20 protein-coding genes are annotated in these 25697 nt (G+C 68.9%); 19 read left to right on the forward strand and 1 reads right to left on the reverse strand.

Annotated features, from left to right (window positions below; genetic code table 11):
• The first annotated feature begins 43 nt into the window (after window positions 1-43).
• The 16 genes from QN245_RS10905 (at window position 44) to QN245_RS10980 (ending at window position 19522) form a co-directional block, all read left to right on the forward strand.
• The gene (locus QN245_RS10905; protein ID WP_317843159.1) at window positions 44-2944 is read left to right on the forward strand and encodes a diguanylate cyclase; all 2901 of its coding nucleotides are present in this window, start codon (window positions 44-46) and stop codon (window positions 2942-2944) included.
• A 102-nt stretch (window positions 2945-3046) separates the two neighbouring features.
• The gene (gene flhB / locus QN245_RS10910; protein WP_184447979.1) at window positions 3047-4177 is read left to right on the forward strand and encodes a flagellar biosynthesis protein FlhB; all 1131 of its coding nucleotides are present in this window, start codon (window positions 3047-3049) and stop codon (window positions 4175-4177) included.
• A gap of 17 nt (window positions 4178-4194) precedes the next feature.
• The gene (gene flhA, locus QN245_RS10915; protein ID WP_184448123.1) at window positions 4195-6255 is read left to right on the forward strand and encodes a flagellar biosynthesis protein FlhA; all 2061 of its coding nucleotides are present in this window, start codon (window positions 4195-4197) and stop codon (window positions 6253-6255) included.
• A 176-nt stretch (window positions 6256-6431) separates the two neighbouring features.
• Window positions 6432-8063 (forward strand): flagellar biosynthesis GTPase FlhF, encoded by a 1632-nt coding sequence (flhF, locus tag QN245_RS10920; protein WP_317843160.1) that lies wholly within the window; start codon window positions 6432-6434, stop codon window positions 8061-8063.
• Window positions 8050-8934 carry a MinD/ParA family ATP-binding protein gene (locus QN245_RS10925; RefSeq protein WP_317843161.1) on the forward strand — a complete coding sequence of 295 codons (885 nt, stop codon included), beginning with the start codon at window positions 8050-8052 and terminating at the stop codon, window positions 8932-8934. The genes flhF and QN245_RS10925 overlap by 14 nt, the downstream gene beginning before the upstream one ends.
• On the forward strand, window positions 8931-9680 hold the full coding sequence (locus QN245_RS10930) for an RNA polymerase sigma factor FliA (RefSeq protein ID WP_160967573.1): 750 nt from the start codon (window positions 8931-8933) through the stop codon (window positions 9678-9680). The genes QN245_RS10925 and QN245_RS10930 overlap by 4 nt, the downstream gene beginning before the upstream one ends.
• 19 nt (window positions 9681-9699) lie before the next feature.
• Window positions 9700-10092: a chemotaxis response regulator CheY gene (gene cheY, locus QN245_RS10935; protein WP_010341542.1), complete on the forward strand. Its 393-nt coding sequence runs from the start codon at window positions 9700-9702 to the stop codon at window positions 10090-10092.
• On the forward strand, window positions 10093-10701 hold the full coding sequence (locus tag QN245_RS10940) for a protein phosphatase CheZ (protein ID WP_160967575.1): 609 nt from the start codon (window positions 10093-10095) through the stop codon (window positions 10699-10701). It abuts the gene before it with no gap.
• 4 nt (window positions 10702-10705) lie between these two features.
• A complete protein-coding gene (locus tag QN245_RS10945) occupies window positions 10706-12457 on the forward strand; it encodes a chemotaxis protein CheA (protein WP_184447981.1) in 1752 nt (583 codons plus the stop codon).
• Between the two features lie 418 nt (window positions 12458-12875).
• Complete coding sequence (locus QN245_RS10950) at window positions 12876-13616, forward strand: flagellar motor protein (protein WP_160958704.1); 741 nt, start codon at window positions 12876-12878, stop codon at window positions 13614-13616.
• Window positions 13617-13623: 7 nt separating this feature from the next.
• Window positions 13624-14571 carry a flagellar motor protein MotD gene (gene motD / locus QN245_RS10955; protein ID WP_160967812.1) on the forward strand — a complete coding sequence of 316 codons (948 nt, stop codon included), beginning with the start codon at window positions 13624-13626 and terminating at the stop codon, window positions 14569-14571.
• Window positions 14571-15353: a ParA family protein gene (locus QN245_RS10960; protein WP_167087706.1), complete on the forward strand. Its 783-nt coding sequence runs from the start codon at window positions 14571-14573 to the stop codon at window positions 15351-15353. Before motD ends, QN245_RS10960 begins: the two co-directional genes overlap by 1 nt.
• Complete coding sequence (locus QN245_RS10965) at window positions 15350-16708, forward strand: chemotaxis protein CheW (protein ID WP_317843162.1); 1359 nt, start codon at window positions 15350-15352, stop codon at window positions 16706-16708. Before QN245_RS10960 ends, QN245_RS10965 begins: the two co-directional genes overlap by 4 nt.
• 108 nt (window positions 16709-16816) lie before the next feature.
• On the forward strand, window positions 16817-17125 hold the full coding sequence (locus QN245_RS10970) for an STAS domain-containing protein (RefSeq protein WP_160967807.1): 309 nt from the start codon (window positions 16817-16819) through the stop codon (window positions 17123-17125).
• Window positions 17122-17487, forward strand: a complete 366-nt coding sequence (locus QN245_RS10975) for a response regulator (protein ID WP_010341778.1) — start codon at window positions 17122-17124, stop codon at window positions 17485-17487. The genes QN245_RS10970 and QN245_RS10975 overlap by 4 nt, the downstream gene beginning before the upstream one ends.
• A 31-nt stretch (window positions 17488-17518) precedes the next feature.
• Window positions 17519-19522: a chemotaxis protein CheA gene (locus QN245_RS10980; protein WP_160967805.1), complete on the forward strand. Its 2004-nt coding sequence runs from the start codon at window positions 17519-17521 to the stop codon at window positions 19520-19522.
• Window positions 19523-19600: 78 nt separating this feature from the next.
• Here the strand turns inward: QN245_RS10980 and QN245_RS10985 are convergent, their stop codons facing one another.
• Window positions 19601-20038: a hypothetical protein gene (locus QN245_RS10985; RefSeq protein WP_317843163.1), complete on the reverse strand. Its 438-nt coding sequence runs from the start codon at window positions 20036-20038 to the stop codon at window positions 19601-19603.
• A 29-nt stretch (window positions 20039-20067) separates the two neighbouring features.
• Between QN245_RS10985 and QN245_RS10990 the strand changes: the two genes are divergently transcribed.
• The 3 genes from QN245_RS10990 (at window position 20068) to QN245_RS11000 (ending at window position 25336) form a co-directional block, all read left to right on the forward strand.
• Window positions 20068-20619, forward strand: coding sequence for a hypothetical protein (locus tag QN245_RS10990; protein WP_160967801.1), 552 nt, complete (start codon window positions 20068-20070; stop codon window positions 20617-20619).
• A 57-nt stretch (window positions 20620-20676) separates the two neighbouring features.
• Window positions 20677-22929, forward strand: coding sequence for a methyl-accepting chemotaxis protein (locus QN245_RS10995; RefSeq protein ID WP_184447986.1), 2253 nt, complete (start codon window positions 20677-20679; stop codon window positions 22927-22929).
• A gap of 133 nt (window positions 22930-23062) precedes the next feature.
• Window positions 23063-25336: a methyl-accepting chemotaxis protein gene (locus QN245_RS11000; protein ID WP_317843164.1), complete on the forward strand. Its 2274-nt coding sequence runs from the start codon at window positions 23063-23065 to the stop codon at window positions 25334-25336.
• Window positions 25337-25697: the final 361 nt, after the last annotated feature.

Raw genomic sequence — 25697 nt, forward strand, 5'->3', positions numbered from 1 at the left:
GCACGGCGGCACAGCGGCGGCTGAGCGCCGCATGCGCAGGGTCATGGATCGATGCCTGCGATGGCTGCTGCTGTCGGCACTGGGCTGCGCCGGAGCCGCGCAGGCCCAGGTCATCCCGTTGCGGCACTACGCGCAGGACCAGGGTCTGCTCGGCCTCGCCGGCACCTGCCTGCTGCAGCGCCGCGACGGCAGCCTGCTGGTCTGCAGCGAGAGCGGCCTGTACGCCTTCGACGGCAACCAGTTCCAGCAGGTGCCGCTGCAGGGCCGCGGCGGCCACTACATCTCCGATGCCGTCGAGGACGCCCAGCGACGGCTGTGGATGGCCACCTACGATGCGATCTACGTCGACGACGGCACGCCGGCGGGCTGGATGCCGCTGGAGCATGACCGCCTGCCGTCGCACCACCAACTGAATCGCCCGCGCCTGGCCGCGCCGGGCTGGGGCACGGTGGTCCTGGACGGGCGCCGCCTGCTGCGCGCCGCGCGCAAGGCCGATGGCATCGGCTGGGAACTGCACCCGCTGTTCGACGCGGCGACGCTGGCGCGGCAACCGGACTTGGCCGAGGTCCACGACCTGTTCGTCGCCGATGGCGTGCTGTGGCTGGGCTGCGGCAAGGCCTTGTGCCGGGTCGATGCCGACGGCCACGCGACCCGCTACGACCAAGCCCAGGGCTTGCAGCGCGAGGTCTGGCGCAGCGCGGTGCGTGACCGCGCCGGCACCCTGTGGGTGCTCGGCGAGCGCCAGGTGATGCGGCTGCCCGCCGGCGCCTCGCGCTTCCAGGAACAGACGCCGCCTGGACTGGACGGACCGGGCCTGCTGACGCGGCGCACGCAGATCCTGCTCGACCCGCAGGGCCGCGTGCTGGTGCGCACCGACAGAGGCCTGGCGCGCTGGGAGCACGGCCGCTGGCACAGCTTCGACCGCCGCAATGGCCTGCCCGAGGGCAATATCGTCGCCATGCGCTTCGACCAGGCCGGCGACCTGTGGCTGAGCATGGACGGCGAAGGCGTCTTGCGCTGGACCGGCTATGGCTGGATCGAGAACTGGGACGTGTCGCAGGGCATCAGCCGCGCACCGACCTGGAGCATCCAGCGCACCCAGCAGGGCGATCTGCTGGCCGGCAACGAGGGCGGCATCGATCGGCTGCGCGAAGACGGGCGCTTCCAGCGCTGGGCCAGCGCCAACGGCACACAGATGATCGGGCTGCAGCGTGCCGCCGACGGCACCCTGTGGAGCATCGGCTCGGTAGGCGTGCTGCGCCACTACGACGCGCAGGGTCGATTGCTGCGCGTCTATCCGCCGCTGCGCAGCAGCGGCCGACAGCGACTGGTGATCGCCAAGCAACTGCTCGTGGATGCGACCGGCCGGGTCTGGATCCTCAGCGACGACGGCGTGTACCTGCTTGCGCAGGCGAATGCAGACGCGGAGCCGCAACGGCTGTCGACGCTGCCCGGCGGCGAGTATTCGGATATCCAGCAGCGGCAGGACGGCAGCGTGCTGGTGACCGGCGTCGCCGGGCTGTTCCGCCTGCGCGGCGACACCTGGACCCCGATCCGGTTGGTCGTGGACGGCAGGCCATCGCAGGCGGTGCTCAGCAAGCTGCTGGTCCAGGACGACGGCCAGGCCTGGGCCAGCCTGTACGGTCCCGGCGCCTGGCACGGCCGGCTCGACGGCGACACCCTGCGTTTGCAGCCTGCCGATGCGCAATTGCGCGACCTGCAGATCTACACCCTTCGCGGCACCCGCAATGGCTGGATCTGGATCTGCCACAACCAGGGCGTGGACGTGTTCAACGGTCGCGCCTGGTCGCGGCTGACCCAGGCGCAGGGCCTGCTCTGGAACGATATTTCCGAATCGGCCTTCCTGGAGGACGGCGACGGCTCGGTGTGGATCGGCAGCAGCCGCGGCGTCACCCACCTGCAGGATCCGACGCGGCTGTTCCCGGCGCAGGCGCCGCGGCTGGCGCTCAAGGAGTTCAGTCGCAGCGGCGTGGCCATCGCCGCGGGCGCACGCCTGCCCTGGAGCGAGGATCCGTTGCACATCGCGGTCGGCTCGCCGGACCTGTACGACGAGCGCAACCGCATCAGCTTCCGCTATCGCTTCGAGGGCGCACACACCCGCTGGCTGCATACGCCCAACTTCGAGTTCGAGCAACCGCCGCTGGCGCCGGGCCGCTACGTGCTGGAAATCCAGTTGCTGGACGCCTACCGGCGTAGCGCCTCGGCACCGCTGCGGGTGGGGTTCTCGGTGGCCCCGGTGTGGTGGCGCAGCCAGCCGATGCTGGCGCTGTACCTGCTGCTCGGCGGCGGCCTGATGGTGGCGGTACTGCATTGGCGCGAGCGCCGCCTGCACCAGCGCCAGCGCGAACTGGCCGACCTGGTGGCGCGACGCACCGAGGAACTGGAACACGACAAGCGCGAACTGGAGATCGCCCGCGCCGCGCTGGCGGTGAAAGCCTCGCACGACGCCCTCACCGGCCTGCTCAACCGCGCCGGCATCCTCGAGGCGCTGGCCGCGCAGATGCGCCGCAGCGAGGCCGAACAGACCGCGCTGGCGGTGGCGATGATCGACCTGGACCATTTCAAGCGGATCAACGACGAGCACGGCCATCTGGTCGGCGATGCGGTGCTGATCGAGGTGGCGCGGCGCCTGGGCGCCAATCTGCGCGACGCCGACCTGGTCGGCCGCTACGGCGGCGAGGAACTGCTGGCGATGCTGCCCGGCTTGCCGCCGAGCTGCGGCGAGCGGCTGCAGGCCCTGCGCGCCACCATCGCCGGGCAACCGCTGCGCATCGGCGAGCGGCAGTTGGCGATCACCGCCTCGATCGGCGTGGCCTGGTACCGGCCCGGCGAATCCCTGCAGCAGTTGCTGGCGCGTGCCGATGCGGCGCTGTACCAGGCCAAGCGCCTGGGCCGCGACCGGGTGGAACTGCAGCCCGCCTGACCGCGGCCGGAAGGCCCCGCCGCGGCAGTCTCGGAGAGTCGGGCCAGGACCGGCACGGTCCTTGCAGTGCGCAGGGTCGATCCTGGCCGAGCGCATCCCCCGATGTCCGAGAGCGAAGAAGGCGCAGAGCGCACAGAACAGCCAACAGACAAACGCCTGCGCGAAGCCCGCGAACAGGGCAACATCCCGCATTCGCGCGAGCTGGCGACGGCGGCGGTGTTCAGCGCCGGGGTCTTCGCGCTGATGGGCCTGTCCACCTCGCTGACCGCCGGCGTCGTGTCCTGGCTGAAGCAGGCGCTGCGCCCGGACCTGTCGATGCGCGCCCATCCGGAGGCGATGTTCGGCCATTTCGGCGAACTGCTGCTGAACCTGCTCTGGGTGGTGTTGCCGCTGGTCGGCATCTGCCTTGCCGCCAGTTTCGCCGCGCCGGTGCTGATGGGCACCCTGCGCTTCTCCGGCCAAGCGCTGATCCCCAAGTTCGACCGGCTCAACCCGATGGCCGGGCTGAGCCGCATGTACGGCGCCGAGACCATCGCCGAACTGCTGAAATCGATCCTGCGCATGGCCTTCGTCGGCGGCGCCGCGATGCTGTGCCTGTGGGGCAGCGTCGATTTCCTGCGCGGGCTGCTGCTGCAGCCGCTGGAACAGGCCGTCGGCCACGGCCTGGGCTTCACCCTGCGGCTGCTGTTGTACACCGCCGGCGCGCTGGCGCTGCTGGCCGCGATCGACGCGCCCTATCAGAAGTGGAATTACATCCGCAAATTGAAGATGACCCGCGAGGAAGTGCGCCGGGAAATGAAGGAAAGCGACGGCAGCCCCGAGGTCAAGGGCCGCATCCGCCAGATGCAGATGCAGATGTCGCAGCGGCGGATGATGGAAGCCATCCCCAAGGCCGACGTGGTGGTGGTCAACCCCACCCACTATGCGGTGGCGCTGAAGTACGAGAGCGGGCGCATGCGCGCCCCCACCGTGGTGGCCAAGGGCGTGGACGAAATCGCCTTCCGCATCCGCGAGGTCGGCGAGCAGCATCGGGTGGCGGTGATCTCGGCGCCGCCTTTGGCACGCGCCTTGTATAGGGAAGGCGAACTCGGCAAGGAAATTCCCGTGAGACTGTATTCCGCGGTGGCGCAGGTCCTCTCGTACGTCTACCAGTTGCGCGCCTGGCGCACTGGGCCGATGCCGCCGTTGCCGCCGTTGGAAGTGGATGAATTCGCCCCGGGGAGCCAGCCATGAGTCAGCCCGCCGCGCAGATGAATACGCGCAAAGTCATGGACATGATCAAGCACGGGCTCGGCGCCCCGGTGATCGTGTTGCTGATGCTGGCGATGGTGGTGGTGCCGCTGGCCGCCCCGGTGCTGGACGCCCTGTTCACCTTCAACATCGCCATCTCGCTGATGGTGCTGCTGGCGGTGGTGTACGTAAAGCGGCCGCTGGAGTTCAGCATCTTCCCGATCGTGCTGCTGATGACCACGATGCTGCGCCTGGCGCTGAACGTGGCCTCCACCCGCGTGATCCTGATCAACGGCCAGGACGGCCACGGCGCCGCCGGCAAGGTGATCGAGGCCTTCGGCGAATTCGTGATCGGCGGCAACTATGCGGTCGGCATCGTGGTGTTCGCGATCCTGACCATCATCAACTTCGTGGTCATCACCAAGGGCGCCGGGCGCGTGTCGGAAGTGACCGCGCGCTTCATCCTCGACGCCATGCCCGGCAAGCAGATGGCGATCGACGCCGACCTCAACGCCGGCCTGCTGACCCGCGAGGAAGCCAAGGCCCGCCGCGAGGAAGTGCGCGAGGAAGCGGACTTCTACGGCTCGATGGACGGCGCCAGCAAGTTCATCCGCGGCGACGCCATCGCCGGCATCCTGATCCTGTTCATCAACCTGATCGGCGGCATGGCGGTCGGCGTGCTGCAGCATGGCATGCCGGTGGGACAGGCCGCCTCCACCTACACCCTGCTGTCGATCGGCGACGGCCTGGTCGCGCAGTTGCCGGCGCTGCTGGTGTCCTCGGCGGTGGCGATGCTGGTCACCCGCGCCTCGCGCTCGCAGGACATGGGCGCGTCGATGATGGGCCAGGTGTTCGGCCAGCATAAGGCGCTGGCGGTGGCCGCGGCGATCATGGGCCTGGTCGGCCTGATCCCGGGCATGCCCAACGTCGCTTTCTTGACGCTGGCGCTGATCCTGGGCCTGCTGGCCTGGAAGATGTGGAAGCGCAGCCTGCAGCCGACCCCGGCCGCCGCCGAGGCGGCGCCGCAGGCGGCGGCCGCGGCCCAGGCCAATGCCGAACTGGGCTGGGACGAACTGCGTCCGATCGACCCGCTGGGCCTGGAGGTCGGCTACCGGCTGATCCCGCTGGTGGACAAGGCCCAGGGCGGCGAGCTGATGGCACGCATCAAGGGCGTACGCCGCAAGCTGACCCAGGACATCGGCTTCCTGGTGCCGCCGGTACACATCCGCGACAACCTGGAACTGCCCGCCAACGCCTACCGCCTGCTGGTGCACGGGGTGCCGGTGGCCACCGCCGACATCCACCCGGACCGCGAACTGGCGCTGGACCCGGGCGGCGCGCTCGGCAAGATCGACGGCATCGCCGGCAAGGATCCGGCGTTCGGCCTGGATGCGACCTGGATCCAGCCGCACCTGCGCGCCCAGGCCGAGACCATGGGCTACACCGTGGTCGACCCGGCCACGGTGATCGCCACGCACCTTTCGCACCTGATCCGCGAACATGCCCCGGAACTGCTCGGCCACGAGGAAGTGCAGCAACTGCTGGCGACCCTGGCCAAGAGCGCGCCCAAGCTGGTCGAGGACCTCACCCCCAAGGCGCTGCCGCTGTCGGTGGTGGTGCGGGTGCTGCAGAACCTGCTGATCGAGAAGATCCCGGTGCGGCAGCTGCGCAAGATCGTCGAGGCCCTGGTCGAGCACGCGCCGCAGAGTCAGGAACCCGGCGCGCTCACCGCCGCCGTACGCAACGCCCTGGGCCGGTTCATCGTCCAGGAGATCGCCGGCATGGCCCCGGAACTGCCGGTGTTCACCCTGGCCCCGCAATTGGAACGTGTCTTGCAGGACTCTACCCAGGGCAACGGCGCGGCGCTGGAACCCGGACTGGCCGAACGCTTGCACCAAAGTCTGGCGGACTGCGTGAGCAAGCAGGAGGCGCGCAACGAACCGGCAGTGGTGCTGGTGCCGGCGCAGGTCCGCGCCGCCCTCGCCCGCCTGGTCCGCCACAGCGTCCCCGCGCTGTCGGTCCTGTCCTACAGCGAAGTGCCGGAGGACAAGCGGCTGAAGTTGGTCGGCACGATCAGCTGATTGGCGGGGATTGGTGATTTGGGATTCGGGAGTCGCAACAGCGGGCCCGGCACGCGGAGAGAGACAGCAATGACACGAACGAACACAACCAGAGCAAGGCGACCGGATAGCAGCCATGCCATGGCGGCCTCCGCAACCAATCCCCACTCCCCAATCCCGAATCCCGGCACTCACCCATGAAGATCAAACGCTTTGTCGCCCCCGACATGCGCACCGCCTTCCGGATGGTGCGCGACGAGCACGGGCCGGATGCGGTGATCCTGTCCAACCGGCGTACCGACGAGGGCATCGAGATCGTCGCCGCCAGCAATTACGACGAGGCCCTGGTGCAGCGGGCGCTGGATTCGGTGCGCCCGGACGAGGCGCCACGCGCCGCCGCGGCGCAGGCACCGGCCGCTGCCGCGCCGCGCGCCGCCCGCAGCGATAAGGCCGCGGCCAGCCCGGCGATGGCGATGATGGCCGCGATCAGCGAGCGCCGTGGTGGCGCCGCGGCGACCGCCCCGGCCGCTGCCGCAGCCCGGCCGCTGACCCAGCCGGCGGCGCTGGCCGCCTCGGCCATGCCTGCTGCGGCCGCCCCGGCTGCCGCAGCGCGCCCGGCCGCAGCGGCCAAGGCCCCGGCACCGGCCACGGGCCGCGCCGACTTCAGCATCCCCGAGGACGTGTTCCGCAACGCCCCGATCAGCGTGCCCATGCCCAGCCCGTTCGCCGCCGCCCCGGCGCCGGCCGCCGAGGCCATGCCGGCCTGGCGCGACGACGTCGCCGCGGTGGCGCTGACCCCGGTGGCGAGCCCGGCCCCGGCCGTGCCTGCGCCGAGCGCGGCCAAGCCGGACGCGCCGGCCACTGCCGGAATCCCGGCGGCCGCGACGCTGGCGGCGGTGCCGACCTTCCCGGCCCCGCAGAACGACGAACAATTGACGCAGCTGCGCGACGAACTGGCGCTGATGCGGCAGATGATCGAGCGCGAGATGAACCGCCTCACCGACGAACGCCTGCGCGGCTCGCCGGTCCGCGCCCAGGCCCTGGAATTGATGGACGACTATGGCTTCGACAGCGGCATCACCCGCGACGTGGTCATGCAGATCCCCGCCGACCTGGAGCTGCACCGCGGCCGCGGGCTGATGCTGGGCCTGCTGTCCAAGCGCCTGCCGATCGCCCCGCTGGACCCGATCGAGGAAGGCGGCGTGATCGCCCTGATCGGCCCCACCGGTGCCGGCAAGACCACCACCATCGCCAAGCTGGCCTCGCGCTTCCTGGAGCGCCATGCCGCCCGCGACGTGGCCCTGGTGACCACCGACACGGTCCGCGTCGGCGGCCGCGAGCAGCTGCACAGCTACGGCCGCCAACTCGGCATCGCCGTGCACGAGGCCGACAGCGACGCCGCGCTGCAGCAGCTGCTGGAGCGCCTGGCCGACTACAAGCTGGTGCTGATCGACACCGCCGGCATGGGCCAGCGCGACCGCGCCCTGGCCGCCCAGCTGCACTGGCTGCGCGCCTCGCGTGTGGTCCGATCCTTGCTGGTACTGCCTGCCAATGCCCATTTCTCCGACCTGGACGAGGTGGTGCGCCGGTTCGCCGGCGCCGACCCACAGGGGGTCATCATGACCAAGTTGGACGAGACCGGGCGGTTCGGCAGTGCCTTGTCGGTGGTCGTGGACCACCGCCTCCCCATCACCTGGGTGACCGATGGACAGCGCGTGCCGGACGACCTGCACCGCGCCAACGCCGCCAGCCTGGTATTGCGCCTTGAAGATTTGCGGCGCGCTGCCGATAAGCCCTGTACTCCGGAGCAGACCCATGCCGTCGCGTGACTACGTCAATCTGACCAATGCCTTCCCCCTGTCGGCGACGCGTAGCGAACCGCTGGGTCCGGTGCGCACCATCGCCGTGACCGGCGGCAAGGGCGGCGTGGGCAAGACCAACATCTCGGTCAACCTGTCCATGGCGCTGGCCGACATGGGCAAGCGCACCCTGCTGCTGGACGCCGACCTCGGCCTGGCCAACGTCGACGTGCTGCTGGGGCTGACGCCCAAGTTCACCGTGGCCGACCTGGTCGCCGGGCGCTGCACCCTGGAAGAGGTGCTGATCGACATGCCCAACGGGCTGATGGTGGTGCCCGCCGCCTCCGGCCGCCGTTACATGGCCGAGCTGCCGCCGGCCCAGCACGTGGGCCTGGTCAACGTGTTCTCCGAGCTGCAGCGCGAGCTGGACGTGATGATCGTCGACACCGCCGCCGGCATCACCGACAGCGTGCTGACCTTCTGCCAGGCCGCGCAGGACGCGGTGGTGGTGGTCTGCGACGAGCCGGCCTCGATCACCGACGCCTACGCCCTGATCAAGGTCCTCTCGCGCGAGCGCGGCGTGGACCGGGTGCAGATCGTCGCCAACATGGTGCGCGACCTCAACGAAGGCCGCCTGCTGTACGACAAACTGAGCCGGGTCTGCGAGAAGTTCCTCGGCGACGTGTCGCTGAACTACCTGGGCTGCGTGCCGCAGGACGACTGGCTGCGCCTGTCGGTGCAGCGCCAGCAGCCGGTGGTCAAGGCCTACCCGTCCAGCCCGTCGGCGCAGGCGATCGCCGAGATCGCCCGGCGCACCGCGCGCTGGCAGGCGCCGACCGCCCCACGCGGCAACGTCGAGTTCTTCGTCGAACGCATCATCCAGCGCGGGGTGGCCGCATGAACGCCGCCGCCCACTACCGCGCCGTCCAGCGCAACAGCGCCAACGACTACATCGCCCAGCACTCGGACCTGGTCCGGCGCATCGCCCATCACCTGGCGGCGCGACTGCCGGCCAGCGTCGAGATCGACGACCTGATCCAGGCCGGCATGATCGGCCTGATCGAGGCTTCGCGCAGCTACGACGCCGAACAGGGCGCCTCGTTCGAGACCTACGCCTCGATCCGCATCCGCGGCTCGATGATCGACGAGATCCGCCGCGGCGACTGGGTGCCGCGCTCGGTGCACCGCCGCGCCCGCGACGCCGCCTCGGCGATCCGCAAGATCGAACAGAGCACCGGCCGCGCCGCCGCCGCCAACGAAGTGGCCGCGGCGATGGACATGCCGCTTCCCGAATACCTGCGTTTGATGGAAGATGCCGCCCGCGGCCAGGTGCTGAGCCTGGAGTCGCGCATCGAGGACCATGGCGAGCTGGATACCATCGCCAAGGGCGGACCCAATCCGCAGCAGATGCTCGAGCGCAGCGAATTCGGCCGCGAGCTGGGCAAGGCCATCGCGCAGTTGCCCGAACGCGAGCAGTTGGTGCTGTCGCTGTACTACGAGCAGGAATTGAACCTCAAGGAAATCGGCGCGGTACTCGGGGTCAGCGAGTCGCGCGTGTGTCAGATCCATGGCCAGGCCACGGTACGGTTGCGCGGACGCCTGAAGGCGTTCGGTGTCGCCGATGCCGGTCTGGAAGACGAAGAATAGGAACCCTTAGGAGTCAGTGGTGAACAAGAACATGCGGATTTTGATCGTGGACGATTTCTCGACGATGCGGCGCATCGTCAAGAATCTGCTCGGCGATCTGGGCTTCACCAACACCGCCGAGGCCGAAGACGGCAACAGCGCCCTGGCCGCGCTGCGCTCGGCACCGTTCGAGTTCGTGGTCACCGACTGGAACATGCCCGGCATGACCGGCATCGATCTGCTGCGCAACATCCGCGCCGACGACAAGCTCAAGCACCTGCCGGTGCTGATGGTCACCGCCGAGGCCAAGCGCGAGCAGATCATCGAGGCCGCGCAGTGCGGCGTGAACGGCTACATCATCAAGCCGTTCACCGCGCAGACGCTGCAGGAGAAGCTCGGCAAGATCTTCGAACGCCTGGGAGCGACCGCCTAAATGGAAGCCACCGCCGAACGTACCGCCCTGATCGAACGCCTGCAAGGCGCGCTGGACGCGCTGGAGAACGGCGACGAGGCCGGCTGGCGCAGGGAGATCGACACCCTCGCCGCCTGGCGCACGCGGCCGATGATGCAGGGCCTGAGCCGGCTCGCGCGCGATCTGGGTCAGGCGCTCGGCGAACTGCCGGTGGTGCCCAGCGAGGCCGGCGAGCTGGACGACGCCTGCTCGCGTCTGGACCACGTGGTGGAGATGACCGAACAGGCCAGCCACCGCACCCTGGACCTGGCCGAGGAATGCCGCGCGCTGGCCAACCAGCTCGCCGCCGGCGGCCTCAGCGGCGACCAGGGCGAGATCCTCGACAAGATCCGCCACAACCTCACCGAAATGGCCCTGGCGCAGAGCTTCCAGGACCTGACCGGGCAGATCATCCGCCGCGTCGCCGGTATCGTGCGCCGCGTGCACGAAGGCTTCGGCGCGCTGGGTCTGCCGCCGAAGGAAGAACGCAAACCCGACGGCAGCCTGGCCGGCCCGGCCCTGCCCGGTCTGGACCGCCACGGCGTGTCGCAGAACGACGCCGACGACCTGCTGTCCGGACTGGGACTGTAATGCCATGAGCGCCGTACCCGACGACATCGCTGCCGACTTCATCATCGAGGCCCAGGAGATCCTGGACCGGCTCGGCGAGCAGTTGGTGTCGCTGGAGCAGGCGCCCGAGGACAGCGGCCAGCTCAACGCCGTGTTCCGCGGCTTCCACACGCTCAAGGGCGGCGCCGGCTTCCTGGCGATCAACGCCATGGTCGAGCTGTGCCACGCCGCGGAGGAAACCCTGGGCATGGCCCGCGCCGGCCAGGCCACCCTGCAGGCGCGGCACTTCGACGCCGCGCAGCAGTCGCTGGACTACCTGCAGTCGATGCTCGACGCCTTCGGCAGCGGCCAGGAGCCGCCGCGTGCGCCAGCGGAACTGATCGCGCAGTTCGACGCGCACGGCGATGCCGCCCCGGCACCGGCCCCGGCCAAGAGCGCCGCGCCGGCGCCCGCCCCCGCAGCGGCCACCGCCGCGGCCGCGGGGGATCTGATCAGCGACGACGAATTCGAAGCGCTGCTGGACCAGTTGCACGGCGATGCGCCGCCGACGGCCACGCCGCAGGCGCTGCAGCCGGCGCCGCGCGCGCCCAGCGCCGCGCCCAAGGCCGCGGCCGCCCCGGCCAAGGCCGCCGAACCCGAACACACCGTGCGTGTGGACACCAAGCGCCTGGACGCGATCGTCAACCTGATCGGCGAACTGGTGCTCTCGCGCAACCGACTCAAGACCCTGCGCGTGCGCCTGCGCGACGAGGAACTGGACCGCGCGGTCAGCAGCCTGGACATCGCCACCGCGCGCCTGCAGTCGGCGGTCATGCGCACGCGCATGCAGCCGGTCGGCAAGGTGTTCTCGCGCTTCCCCAAGGTCGCGCGCGACGTCGCCCGCTCCCTCAACAAGGAAGTGGAACTGGAACTGATCGGCGCCGATACCGAACTGGACCGCAACCTGGTCGAGGCGCTGGCCGATCCGCTGGTGCACCTGGTGCGCAACGCCATCGACCACGGCATCGAGGCGCCGGCGCTGCGCGAGGCCACCGGCAAGCCGCGCGGCGGCCACGTGCGCCTGTCGGCGCAGCAGGAAGGCGACTACGTCAGCATCGAGGTGCAGGACGACGGCGCCGGCATCGACCCGGAACGGCTACGCGCCAAGGCCCGCGAGAAGGGCCTGATCGACCCCGAGGCCGCAGCCCGCCTGACCACCGAGGAATGCCTGCACCTGGTGTTCCTGCCCGGCTTCTCGACCAAGGCCGAAGTCACCGATATCTCCGGCCGCGGCGTCGGCATGGACGTGGTGCAGTCGCGCATCCGCGAACTCAGCGGACAGATCCAGATCCAGTCGGAACTGGGTCGCGGCAGCCGCTTCCTGATCCGCGTGCCGCTGACCCTGGCGATCCTGCCGACCCTGCTGGTGCAGGCCGGCGACACCGTCTACGCACTGCCGCTGGCGCGCGTGGTGGAAGTGCTGCACGCCCCGCGCCGCTCGCTGGGCTGGTTCGACGGCCGCGCCGTGCTCGACCGGCAGTCGCATACCCTGCCACTGGTGGACCTGCGCCAGTGGCTCAACATCGACGCCCCGCAACTGCCGCTGCTGACCGTGGTGGTGCTGCAGGCCGGCGAATCGCGCATGGGCCTGGTCGTGGACCAGGTCCGCGGCCGCGAGGAAGTGGTGATCAAGCCGCTGCCGCGCTCCCTGCGCGGCCTGCCTGGCTACGCCGGCGCCACCCTCATCGGCGACGGCCGCCTGGCGCTGATCCTGGATGTGGATGGCTTGAAGGCCTGAGGGGCCGGGATTGGGGAATGGGGATTGGGGAGTCGTAAGAGCGGCTTCCCTGGCGCTTCTCTGCTTCTTGTAGGAGCGGCTTCAGCCGCGACGCGGTGAGGCTGGGACTCGGGAATCGGGATTGGGGAATCGCAAAAGCGGCTCGCCGCCGCATCGGTTCCCTTGTAGGAGCGGCTTCAGCCGCGACGCCGTGAAGCCGGGATCGGAGCTTGGCGATCGCACGCGCGGCGCACTACTCCCTACCGACACGATCCGAACGATCGTGCATAGGCACGCGCCAAGGTCAGCGCGTCGCGGCTGAAGCCGCTCCTACGACACACCGACCAACCCGCCGCGCTCGCGCGCTTGCGACTCCCCAATCCCGAATCCCGAATCCCCAACCCATCAAGTCCCCCGCCCCCTGGCCGATACCTCCTGCATGGACAAGCTCAGTCTCATTGGCCTGCTGTTGGCGATTCTGTCGCTGATCGGCGGCAGCATCCTCAAGGGCGCCGGCATTTCGGCGCTGTGGTCGCCGGCTGCGTTCGTGATCGTGATCGTCGGCACCGTCGCCGCGATCCTGGTGCACACCCCGCCTTCCGTGTTCCGGCGTGCGTTCCAGATCGCCAAGTGGCTGCTGTGGCCGCCGCCGAGCGATCGCCAGGCGCTGCTCAAGCAGATCGTGGAATGGAGCAACATCGCCCGCCGCCAGGGCCTGCTCGGCCTCGAGAACCAGGTGCCGCAGCAGCAGGATCCGTTCGTGCGCAAGGGCCTGCAGATGCTGGTGGACGGCGTGGAGCCGGAAGCCATCCGGCACATGCTGGAGATCGACCTGGAAGGCCAGGAACACTGCGACCTGGCCGCGGCCAAGGTGTTCGAGGGCATGGGCATCTACGCGCCGACCCTGGGCATCATCGGCGCGGTGCTGGGCCTGATCGCGGTGATGAAGAACCTGGCCGACCCGAGCAAGCTCGGCCACGGCATCGCCGCCGCGTTCACCGCCACCATCTACGGCATCGCCTCGGCCAACCTGCTGTTCCTGCCCATGGCCGCCAAGCTCAAGAGCGTGATCAAGCACAGTTGCGGCGAGCGCGAAATGATCATCGAAGGGTTGATCGCCATCGCCCAGGGCGAGAACCCGCGCAACATCGAATCGAAACTGGCCGGATTCTTGCATTGAGTTGCCAATGGCCCGCAAGCACTCCCACGACGAGCACGCCAACCACGAGGCATGGGCCATCCCCTATGCCGACCTGATGACGTTGCTGCTCGCCTTCTTCGTGGTGATGTACGCGCTGTCCACGATCAACGAAGCCAAGTACCGGGTGATGGCCGACGCGATGAGCGCCGCGTTCGGCGGTACCCCCAAGACCCTGCGCCCGGTGCAGGTCGGCGACCAGGCCTTGCAGGGCCAGGGCGGCGAGCGCCCGACCCCGATCAAGTCCAGCCCGGCGCTGACCCTGCCCGATCCCAACCGCCTGCCCTCCGGCAATGCGCAGCGCGGCGACGACCTGCGCGACGCGCAGCAGTTGCGCCGCGCGCAACGCCAGCTCGACAGCATCGCCGACCGTCTCGGCGCCGCGCTGGCGCCGCTGATCCAGAAGAAGCTGATCACCGTGCGCCGCGCCGGGCTGTGGATCGAAGTGGAGATCAACAGCGACATCCTGTTCGGCTCTGGCTCGGCCGCGCTGGACCAGAGCGCGCGCGCCACCCTGGCGGAACTGGCGCAGGTGCTGGCCGGCGTGCCCAACGGGGTGCGCGTGGAGGGCTACACCGACAACACCCCGATCGCCACCTTGCAGTTCCCGTCGAACTGGGAACTGTCGGCGGCGCGCGCGGCCAGCGTGGTCCACCTGTTCGCCGACCAGGGCCTGCAGCCCTCGCGGCTGTCGATGATCGGCTACGGCCAGTTCCGCCCGCGCGCCAGCAACGACACGCCGGCCGGCCGCAACGCCAACCGCCGCGTGGTGCTGGTGATCCTGGCCGATTCCGGCGACAGCAGCGATCCGACGCCGTCGGCCCCCGACCGTTTGAGCGCCGGCGCCGCGCCGGCCACTTCGACCCCCCCCGCCGCGGCGGCCGCCGGCAATGCCGGCGGTTCCCGCGCAGTACCTGCCATTGAAGGAGTCAACTGATGCGCATCTGGGCGATCGCCAACCAGAAAGGTGGCGTGGGCAAGACCACCACCACGCTGGCCATGGGCCGTGGGCTGGCCATGCTCGGGCACCGCGTGCTGATGCTCGATCTCGATCCGCACGCCTCGCTGACCCGGGCCTTCGACGTGCCGCAGGAACCGCAGCCGCCGGGCGTGCTGGACCTGTTCGGGACCCCGCCGGGCGAACTGGCCGCGCTGGCCCGCGACACCGCGGTCGAGCGGCTGAGCTTCGTCTGCGGGCAGACCGCGCTGGCCACGCTGGAACGGCGTAGCGCCAACCAGCCCGGTTTGGGCCTGGCGCTGCAGCAGGCCATGGCCCGCCACGCCGGCCAGCACGACTACATCCTGCTCGACTGCCCACCGACCCTGGGCCTGCTGATGATCAATGCGCTGGCCGCGGCCGACCGCGTGATCATCCCGACCCAGGCCGAGCCGCTGGCCCTGCACGGCCTAGCCAGCATGGTCCGCACCGTGGACATGGTCGAACGCTCGCGGCGCCGGCCGCTGCCCGCCTCGATCCTGCCGACCCTGTTCGACAAGCGCACCCGCGCCGGCAACGAGACCCTGCGACAGATGCAGGACAGCTACGGCGAACGGGTGTGGGAAGACGCGATCCCGGTCGACACCAAGATCTGCAACGTCAAGGCGCTGACCGTGGCCGGCGCGGCGGGCGACTACCCCGGCCGCGGTCTGGCCGCCTACCGCCGCGCGCTGGAATGGCTGCTGGCCAGCGACGCGACGCCGATGGAGCAAGCCGCATGAGCACCCCCGGCATCATCGACGATTACCTGGAAGGCCTGCTCCACGACGTGATCGCCGAGGAGCAGAAGGCACCGCCAGCGAACCCCACGCCGGTCGCCGACGTGGACGCGGACGCCGAGATCCCGGCACCCGCCACCGCCGGTCCGACGCCCGAACAGATCGCCGCCGCGGTCCTGGCCGAAGCCGACTCCGATCCGGCCCTGGCCGGCATCATGTCGCAGCAGGCGCTCGCGCCCGCGCCGGCCGGCCCGACACCCGAACAGATCGCCGCCGCGGTCCTGGCCGAAGCCGACTCCGATCCGGCCCTGGCCGGCATCATGTCGCAGCAAGCACTCACGCCCGCGCCGGCCGGCCCAACGCCCGACGAGATCGCCGCCGCGGTCCTGGCCGAAGCCGATTCCGATCCGGCCCTGGCCGGCATCATGTCCCAGCAGGCACTCGCGCCCGCGCCGGCCGGTCCGACGCCCGAAGAGATCGCCGCCGCGGTCCTGGCCGAAGCCGATTCCGATCCGGCCCTGGCCGGCATCATGTCCCAGCAGGCACTCGCACCCGCGCCGGCCGGTCCGACGCCCGAACAGATCGCTGCCGCGGTCCTGGCCGAAGCCGATTCCGATCCGGCCCTGGCCGGCATCATGTCGCAGCAGGCACCCGTTGCCGCGCTCACGCCGGCCGAGCAGGCCGAGCGCCAGGCCGACCTGGACGTGGTCGCGGCGATGGAGCGGCAACGCGCCACAACGCCGCGCAATCTCGCCGCCGAAGACGATGCCGCCGCCGCGCGTGCGGTCCAGCGCCCGCCGATGGCGGTGCCGCCGGAACGGCGCGCAGAAGCCAGCCGCGCACAGGCGGCCGGAGCGAAGCTGCCGCCGAATCTGCAGGCCTTCATGGCGCCGAGCGTGCCGCACGGCTCGGCCATCGCCCCCGAGCGCTTGGCCGAGCGCAGCACCCGCTGGCTGCGCCTGCGCTGCGGCGAGCAGGCCTACGCACTGGAACTGCTGAAGGTGCAGGAAGTGGTGCTGCCGGTGCCGCTGCTGGCGCTGCGTGGCACGCCACCGGCGATGCTGGGCATCATGAACCTGCGCGGCCAGGTGGTGCCGGTGATCGACCTGGGCCTGCACCTGGGCGCGGCGCCGATCGAGATGGACATGCTGACCCGGGTGGTGGTGCTGGAAGAGAACGGCGAGACCCTGGGCCTGCGCGTGTCCGCGGTGGAAGACGTGGCCAGCCTGCGCGACCAGCAGATCGAACCGCCGGACAACGCCCGCATCTGCCGCATTTCCAACCATCTGTTCCGCGGCGTGGCGCGTCTGGCGCAACAGCCGATGATCCTGCTCGACGCCGAGCAACTGCTGCACTGAGCGATGCGGCGGGCGGCAACTGGGAACGGTGCCGCACTTTCCAACCGCCGCTAAAGCTTTTCAGGCCACGGCCGTTATCTGCCATAGAACCATTGGTGCGGAGTAATGATGAGCACAGTCCCTCTTGGCGAGGATCTCGGCATCGAGACCAGCGCCGACCTGAAACAACGCCTGACCGCGTTCCTTGCGGCGGACGACGTGCTGCGTCTGGACGCCGGCGAAGTGCGCCGCATCCATACCGCGTCCGTCCAGGTGCTGTGCGCATTCGTCGACGCCCGTCGCAAGGATGGCAAGCGCACCGAATTCGAGGCCTGCAACGCCACCTTTCGCGACGCGGCACGCCTGCTAGGGGTCAGCGAATCGCTGGGCCTTCCTGCAACCCCTGACAATCTGAAATCTGTGGAGAACGCGGCATGAGCGCACGTATCTTGGTAGTGGACGATTCGGCGTCGATGCGCCAGATGGTCTCCTTCGCCCTCACCTCGGCCGGCTTTGCCGTCGAAGAAGCAGAAGACGGCGCGGTCGCGCTGGGCCGCGCCAAGGGCCAGCGCTTCAACGCGGTGGTCACCGACGTCAACATGCCGAACATGGACGGCATCACCCTGATCCGCGAACTGCGGCAGCTGCCGGACTACAAGTTCACCCCGATGCTGATGCTGACCACCGAGTCGGCGGCGGAGAAGAAGTCCGAGGGCAAGGCCGCCGGTGCCACCGGCTGGCTGGTCAAGCCGTTCAATCCCGAACAGCTGATCGCCACCGTCCAGAAAGTCCTGGGCTGATCCCTCTCCTCCTTTTCCGGATTCCCGCCCCATGAGCATGGACCTGCAACGTTTCCACGCCACCTTCTTCGAGGAAAGCCGCGAAGGGCTGGATGCGATGGAAGCCGGATTGCTGTCGTTGGAAGAAGGCAATCGCGACCCCGAGACCATCAACTCGGTGTTCCGCGCCGCGCACTCGATCAAGGGCGGCGCCGCCACCTTCGGCTTCGAAGCGATGGCCGGCCTCACCCATGTGCTGGAGACGCTGCTCGACGAGCTGCGCGCCGGCAAGCGCGACGTCGAGGCGCATGCGATCGATGCCATCCTCGGCTCGGTGGACGTGCTGCGCGCCCTGCTGCGCGAAGCCGAACACGGCGTCCCGGCCGATCCGGCCGCGGTCAAGGCCGTGCACGAGCGCCTGCAGCACGCGTTGAACGGCGGCCCCGCCGCGCCAGCCGCCGCCACTCCGGCGGCGAACCAGCCGGCTGAGCCGGAAGCCTGGCAGATCGGCTTCACCCCCGCGCCGTCGCTGTTCATGAGCGGCAACGATCCGCTGCGCATCATCCGCGAACTCGAACACCTCGGCCCGCTGCAGGTCGCCTGCCGCAGCACGCGCATGCCCGGCTTCTCCGAACTCGATCCGCTCGAGGCCTACCTGGCCTGGGATCTGGGCCTGGTCGGCAAGATTCCGCGCAGCGCGATCGAAGACACCTTCGCCTGGGTCATCGACGACTGCGAACTGGAGATCCGCCCGGTGCCGCCGCCGAGCCTGGCCACCGCGCCGGCACCGGTGCTGACCGCGCCGCCGACCGCCGCCACCGCGGCGCCGGCCGCCGCCGTGGCCGCGAATGCGCCGGCCGGCAACGCCGCCGCCGCGCACGAAGCGGAAAGCTCGATCCGCGTCAGCGTCGACAAGGTCGATGCGCTGATCAACCTGGTCGGCGAACTGGTCATCACCCAGGCCATGCTCAAGCAGGTCTCCACCGGCCTGGACCAGGCCGTGGCCGAACGCCTGTTCGCCGGCCTGGACCTGCTGGAACGCAATACCCGCGACCTGCAAGAGGCTGTGATCGGCGTGCGCATGCTGCCGGTGGACGCGGTGTTCCGCCGCTTCCCGCGCCTGGTCCGCGACCTCTCCACCCGCCTGGGCAAGCAGGTGCGCCTGCGCACGATCGGCGAGGGCACCGAGTTGGACAAGGGCCTGATCGAGAAGATCGCCGATCCGCTGGTGCACCTGGTGCGTAACTCGATCGACCACGGCCTGGAACTGCCGGAGGCGCGCCGCGCCGCCGGCAAGGACGAGACCGGCACCATCACCCTGGCCGCGTCGCACCAGGGCGGCCACATCGTCATCGAAGTCAGCGACGACGGCGCCGGCCTCAACCGCAACCGCATCCTGGCCAAGGCCGCCGAACGCGGCATCGCCGTGCCGGACAACCCGAGCGATGCGCAGGTCTGGGACCTGATCTTCGCCCCGGGCTTCTCCACCGCCGATGCGGTCACCGACCTGTCCGGCCGTGGCGTCGGCATGGACGTGGTCCGCCGCAACATCCAGGGCCTGGGCGGCGAAGTGCAGTTGGAGAGCGAATCCGGCCGCGGCACCCGCGTGCTGATCCGCCTGCCGCTGACCCTGGCGATCCTCGACGGCATGACCGTGGCGGTCGCCGGCGAGACCCTGATCCTGCCGCTGGCCTACGTCATCGAAGCGCTGCAGCCGAAGGCCGACGACATCCGCACCATGGCCGGCGAAGGCCGGGTGCTGCGGGTCCGCGGCGAATACCTGCCGATCCTCTCGCTCAGCGACTCCTACGGCTTCGGCCGCATCGAGCAGAGCGAAGAACCGCTGGTGGTGGTGGTGGAGGCCGACGGGCAGAAGCTGGCGCTGGAAGTGGACGAGTTGATCGGCCAGCAGCAGGTGGTGGTCAAGAACATCGAGAACAACTACCGGCGCATCAGCGGCATCTCCGGCGCGACCATCCTCGGCGACGGCCGCGTCGCCCTGATCGTGGACATCGGCGGCCTGGTCCGCTCGCTGCGGGTACAGCAGGCGGCCTGACCGCCCCACCCTCCCGCGTCACGCCACAGACGAGCCCCGGCAGCGATGCCGGGGCTTTTGCGTTGTGGGCGCTGCGGATCACGGATCGCCTCGACGCCCACCTGCCGAGGCGCTCGTCGCGCCGCCCGTGCATCGCTCCAGCACAGTGATCGACGTCCGCATCAGCGTCAGGCCCACCGCCGTCGCGCGTTCCATGGAGGAACAGGCCACGCAATTGCAGGACGCAGTGGCGGTGTTCAAGTTGGACGCACTGCCCGAAATCGCATCGATCGCCATCGCGCCGGCAACCCGCCCTGCCCCACGCAGCGTGCGCTCCGCGTAGTCGCGCACGTCATGACCGGCACCGGGCACGGCGCGGTCCGTTGCGCTTGCCCGGGCTGGCAGGCGTTCCGAGTGCTCACCGAGCGGCCGTGCATGCATCGCACGGCCGCTCGACGCGCATGCGGCCGATGCGCATGACACTTGCGCCAGCTTCCTCAATGCCGAGTACGGCAAGGCGCCGGATGCTTCAAACAAGCAGCGTCGGCGTTACCGGCAGTGCCAGGATGAACACGCCGTCCTACGGCGCCTGCGACGCTAAAGAATCCTGTGCTCCCGTCGATACCAGGTTGAGCGCACGCTTTTTGTCTACATCGGTGCGTGCCGGCATGGCCTGGGGAGGTCGGCCGGCGCTTCAGGGGGGATCGATCGGTGCACATTGCCGGTCGCTGAAGTCGAACGAACGGGGAAAGGACGCCGCCCTGACGGCTGATCTTTTTGCGCATGCCCTTGGCACGCGCGCGGACTCGACTTGCATTTTTTTGCCAGACGTTTCGTCAGGTTGCATCACACCCCGGATTCCCGGCGCATCGCAAGACGCGTCGTTTCTTCCTTCGTACACGGGGCCCACCATGCATGCGCTCTCGCGACAGCAAGACGCATCCACCGAGACGACCCATGGACGCCATCGGCGATTCCAGGTGCAGATCGGGCATGGCAACGCCATGGCCACCGTCGCGATTGCGGCGCTTTCGCACGACCTGCCTGCGCGTCGTCAGTCATCACGCCATGTGACTGCCGCCGCCTCCAGCGCAGGCCGTCCGCGTCTGCCCGAGTAAACCGCCGACGCCGCATCCCTATGCGCCGACCTGCCTTTCTGCCCCTTGGAGATTGAAATGACCCGTTTTCTGCAACGCTACAACGTCGGTGTCCGCCTATCGGCGGCCTTCGGCCTGCTGATTCTTCTTTCGGTGGTCCTGGTGATCATCGGGCTGTCCGGCATGGCCGAGGCGCGCAAGCACCTGGACATGATCGTGCTGGACCGCATGGCGAAGATCGAATTCAGCAACCAGATGCTCGACGCCAATTCCTCCGTGCTGGTGGCGCTGAGCACCTACACCACCTCCAGCAACCCCGCGATGCGCCAAGCGGCGCTGGACACCTTCAACCGCCAGCGCGAACGTTACGCCACAGCCCGCGCGAAGATCGACACGCTGTCCAGCACCGCCGCAGGCCGCGCCATCCGCGCCGACATGGACGCCAAGCGTGCCGCCGCGAAGAAGATCAACGACGCCATCGTCGCGCTGGGCGAGAAGGGCGAGAACGCCCAGGCGGTGGAGATGCTGAACCAGCAAGCACTGCCGGCGACGTTGGCGTGGCAGAGCAAGATCCGCGAGTTCTCCGATCGGCAGAAGTCGCAGGCCGCCGCCGGCTACCAGGCTGCGCTGGATTCGATGCACCGTGGCCGCATGCTGTTGATCGGCGGCACCGTGCTGGCGCTGGTGCTCAGCGTCTTGCTGGCGCTGACCATCACCCGCAGCCTGACCACACCGCTGCGCCTGGCCACGCGTACCGCCGAGGCCATCGCCAATGGCCACATGGACAATGCCGTGCGCACCGAGGCGCGCGACGAAACCGGCCGCCTGTTGAACGCCATGGGGCGCATGCAGCAGCAGTTGCAGGCGGTGCTCGCCGCGCAGGCGGAGATGGCGCAGCGCCACGACGCCGGCCAGATCAGCTACCGCATGGACGAAAGCACCTTCCCCGGCGACTACGGACGCATGGTCCGCGACAGCAATGCGCAGGCCGCCGCGCACATCGCCGTGACCGAGCGGCTAGCGCAGATCATGGGCCGCTACGCCATCGGCGACCTGTCCGAGGACATGGAGCGACTGCCCGGCGAAAAGGCGCATCTCACCGAGACGATGGACACGGTCAAGCACAACCTGACCGCGATGAATAACGAGATCAAGCACCTGGCCGGCGCGGCCGCGGCCGGTGACTTCAGCATGCGCGGCGACACCGAGCGCTTCCAGTACGACTTCCGCCTGATGGTCGACAGCCTCAATCAGTTGATGGCCACCGCCGACGGCAATCTGCAGGCGCTGTCGTCCCTGCTGCGCTCCATCGCCGCCGGCGACCTGACCGCGCGCATGCACGGCGATTTCCAGGGCGTGTTCGCCACCATGCGCGACGACGCCAACGCCACCACCGAGCAGTTGGCCGCCATCGTCGCGCGCATCCAGACCGCTGCGGTCAGCATCAATGCGGCCGCCAGCGAGATCGCCACCGGCAACGACGACCTGTCGCGACGCACCGAGCAGCAGGCCGCCAGCCTGGAGGAGACCGCCGCGTCGATGGAGGAACTGACCTCCACCGTGAAGCAGAACGCCGAACACGCGCGCCAGGCCAATCAGCTCTCCGCGGGCGCGGCCTCGGTGGCCTCGCAGGGCGGTGCGGTGGTCGGCCAGGTGGTCGACACCATGAGCGGCATCGAGGCCTCCTCGCGCAAGATCGCCGACATCATCTCGGTGATCGATGGCATCGCCTTCCAGACCAACATCCTGGCGCTCAACGCGGCGGTGGAAGCGGCGCGCGCCGGCGATCAGGGCCGCGGTTTCGCCGTCGTCGCCACCGAAGTGCGCACCCTCGCCCAGCGCTCGGCCAACGCCGCCAAGGAGATCAAGACCTTGATCGACGACTCGGTCAGCCGCGTCACCCAGGGCTCGGCGCTGGTCGACCAGGCCGGTCGCACCATGACCGAGATCGTGACCTCGGTACAGCGCGTCACCGACATCATGGGCGAGATCGCCGCCGCCTCGCAGGAGCAGTCCGCCGGCATCGAGCAAGTGAATCAGACCGTGATGCAGATGGACGAGACCACCCAGCAGAACGCCGCGCTGGTGGAGGAAGCCACCGCCGCCGCACGCTCGATGGAAGAACAGGCCGGACACCTGCGCGACTCGGTGGCGGTGTTCAAGCTGGACACGTCCCATCCCATCACGCAAGCCGCCACCGTCGTCCCGGCGCGGACCGCCCGCCCTGCTCCGCGCAGCGCGCCGGTCGCGCCGTCACGCAAGCCGCGACCGGCACCGGTACGTTCCGCCGTGCTCGCCCAGGCCACCGCCAGCGACTGGCAGGAGTTCTGATCGCCACGCGCCATATTCATACGGCCGCTCCCGCGCGGCCGCCGCGATGCCGCAGTTGCTCCATGCGCTGCATGGCATCCCACGCACGCCGCTACAAATCAGTGCGTAGCACCCGCTTTTCGAGGAGATTGATGTGATCGGTTTTTTGCAACGCTACAACGTCGGTGTTCGCCTCTCGGCCGCATTCGGCCTTTTCATCCTGCTTTCCGTTCTGCTGGTACTAGTTGGTCTCTGGGGCATGTCCGATGCACGCAAGCAGATGGACAAGATCGTGCTCGATCGAATGATGAAGATCGAGTTCAGCAACCAGATGCTGGATGCCAACTCATCCGTGCTGATTGCACTCAGCACTTTCACCACCTCTGATGACCCGGCTGTACGGCAGCGGGCGCTGGAGCAGTTCAAATCACAGCGCGAAAACTACGCCAACGCCCGCGCCAAGATCGACACCATGTCGATGGCGGCCGCTGGCAACGCAATACGCAAGCAGATTGATGAAAAACGTGCTATTGCCAAGGACATCAACGACCAAATCGTAGCCTTGGGTACGAACGACGACACCACCACCAAGGCGCTGAAGTTGTTGAACGCGTCAGCGACTCCTGCCACGCTGGCCTGGCAGGACGCGATCCGCACCTTCGCCAACCGCCAGAAAGATCAGGCCGCAAAGGCCTACCAGGCCGCCTTGTCGTCGATGCAAAGCAGCCAAATACTGTTGATCACCGGAGCCTTGCTGACGCTGGCACTGAGCGGCCTGCTGGCGTTCGCCATCACCCGCAGCCTGACCACGCCGCTGCGCCTGGCCACGCGGACCGCCGAGGCGATCGCCAATGGCCGCATGGACAATGCCGTGCGCACGGAGGCCCGCGACGAAACCGGCCGCCTGTTGCACGCCATGGGCCGCATGCAGCAGCAGTTGCAGGCGGTGCTCGCCGCGCAGGCGGAGATGGCGCAGCGCCACGACGCCGGCCAAATCAGCTATCGCATGGACGAAAGCACCTTCCCCGGCGACTACGGGCGCATGGTCCGCGACAGCAACACGCTGGCCGCCGCGCACATCGCCGTGACCGAGCGCCTGGCGCAGATCATGGGCCGCTACGCCATCGGCGACCTGTCCGAGGACATGGACCGCCTGCCGGGCGAAAAGGCGCGGCTGACCGAGACGATGGACACGGTCAAGCACAACCTGACCGCCATGAACAGCGAGATCAAGCACCTGGCCGGCGCCGCGGCGGCCGGCGACTTCAGCGTGCGCGGCGACACCGAGCGCTTCCAGTACGACTTCCGCCTGATGGTCGACAGCCTCAATCAGTTGATGGCCACCGCCGACGGCAATCTGCAGGCGCTGTCGTCCCTGCTGCGCTCCATCGCCGCCGGCGACCTGACCGCGCGCATGCACGGCGATTTCCAGGGCGTATTCGCCACCATGCGCGACGATGCCAACGCCACCACCGAGCAATTGGCGGCGATCGTCGCGCGCATCCAGACCGCCGCGGTCAGCATCAATGCCGCCGCCAGCGAGATCGCCACCGGCAACGACGACCTGTCGCGCCGCACCGAGCAGCAGGCGGCGAGCCTGGAAGAGACCGCCGCCTCGATGGAGGAACTGACCTCCACGGTCAAGCAGAACGCCGAACACGCGCGCCAGGCCAATCAGCTCTCCGCGGGCGCGGCCTCCGTGGCCTCGCAGGGCGGCGCGGTGGTCGGTCAGGTGGTCGACACCATGAGCGGCATCGAGGCCTCTTCGCGCAAGATCGCCGACATCATCTCGGTGATCGACGGCATCGCCTTCCAGACCAACATCCTGGCGCTCAACGCGGCGGTGGAAGCGGCGCGCGCCGGCGATCAGGGCCGCGGTTTCGCCGTCGTCGCCACCGAAGTGCGCACCCTCGCCCAGCGCTCGGCCAACGCCGCCAAGGAGATCAAGACCTTGATCGACGACTCGGTCAGCCGCGTCACCCAGGGCTCGGCGCTGGTCGACCAGGCCGGTCGCACCATGACCGAGATCGTGACCTCGGTGCAGCGCGTCACCGACATCATGGGCGAGATCGCCGCCGCCTCGCAGGAGCAGTCCGCAGGCATCGAGCAAGTGAATCAGACCGTGATGCAGATGGACGAGACCACCCAGCAGAACGCCGCACTGGTGGAAGAAGCCACTGCCGCCGCGCGGTCGATGGAGGATCAGGCTGGGCAGCTGAGCCAGGCCGTGGCCCTGTTCAAGCTCGACCAGCAGGCACCGGCGGCCCTCCGCCGCGTGGACGCTCCGCGGCCGGCGCTCGCCACCGCCAGCGCCAAACGACCGGCCAAGACGCCTGCACCGCAGGCGGTCGCACGCCGGCCGCTGGCCAGTGCCGCGGCCACGGCCACGGCGGCCGTTGCGGGCGGCGGCGATTGGATGGAGTTCTGATCGCGCTTCACCTGCATCCTACGTAGAGGACTACCGAAGCCCGGGAGCGCCAGCTCCCGGGTTTTTTTTGGCCAATCCCACTGCCCGAGTCACCGCAACGGTCAGTGGACCCACCGGAGCGTGATCGCCATCCCCGTCAAAGTGAAGTCAACGTGAAGTCAATCTAAATCCACGCGATTCGGGATTAAAGAACGCAGCACACACGCCGATACGGATGTTGCGCACACAAATTGTCTACAAATTTGAACAAGTTTTGCCGCAACACCGCTAAAGCAAGACAGAGCAGATTGCAGTAAAAGTTCCAATTGCAAATATCTATCGAATTTACAAAAACTATCAATTTCATGTTTTCGATCTACAA

It is taken from the genome of Xanthomonas rydalmerensis, assembly GCF_033170385.1.
GTDB classification, from domain to species: Bacteria; Pseudomonadota; Gammaproteobacteria; order Xanthomonadales; family Xanthomonadaceae; genus Xanthomonas_A; species Xanthomonas_A rydalmerensis.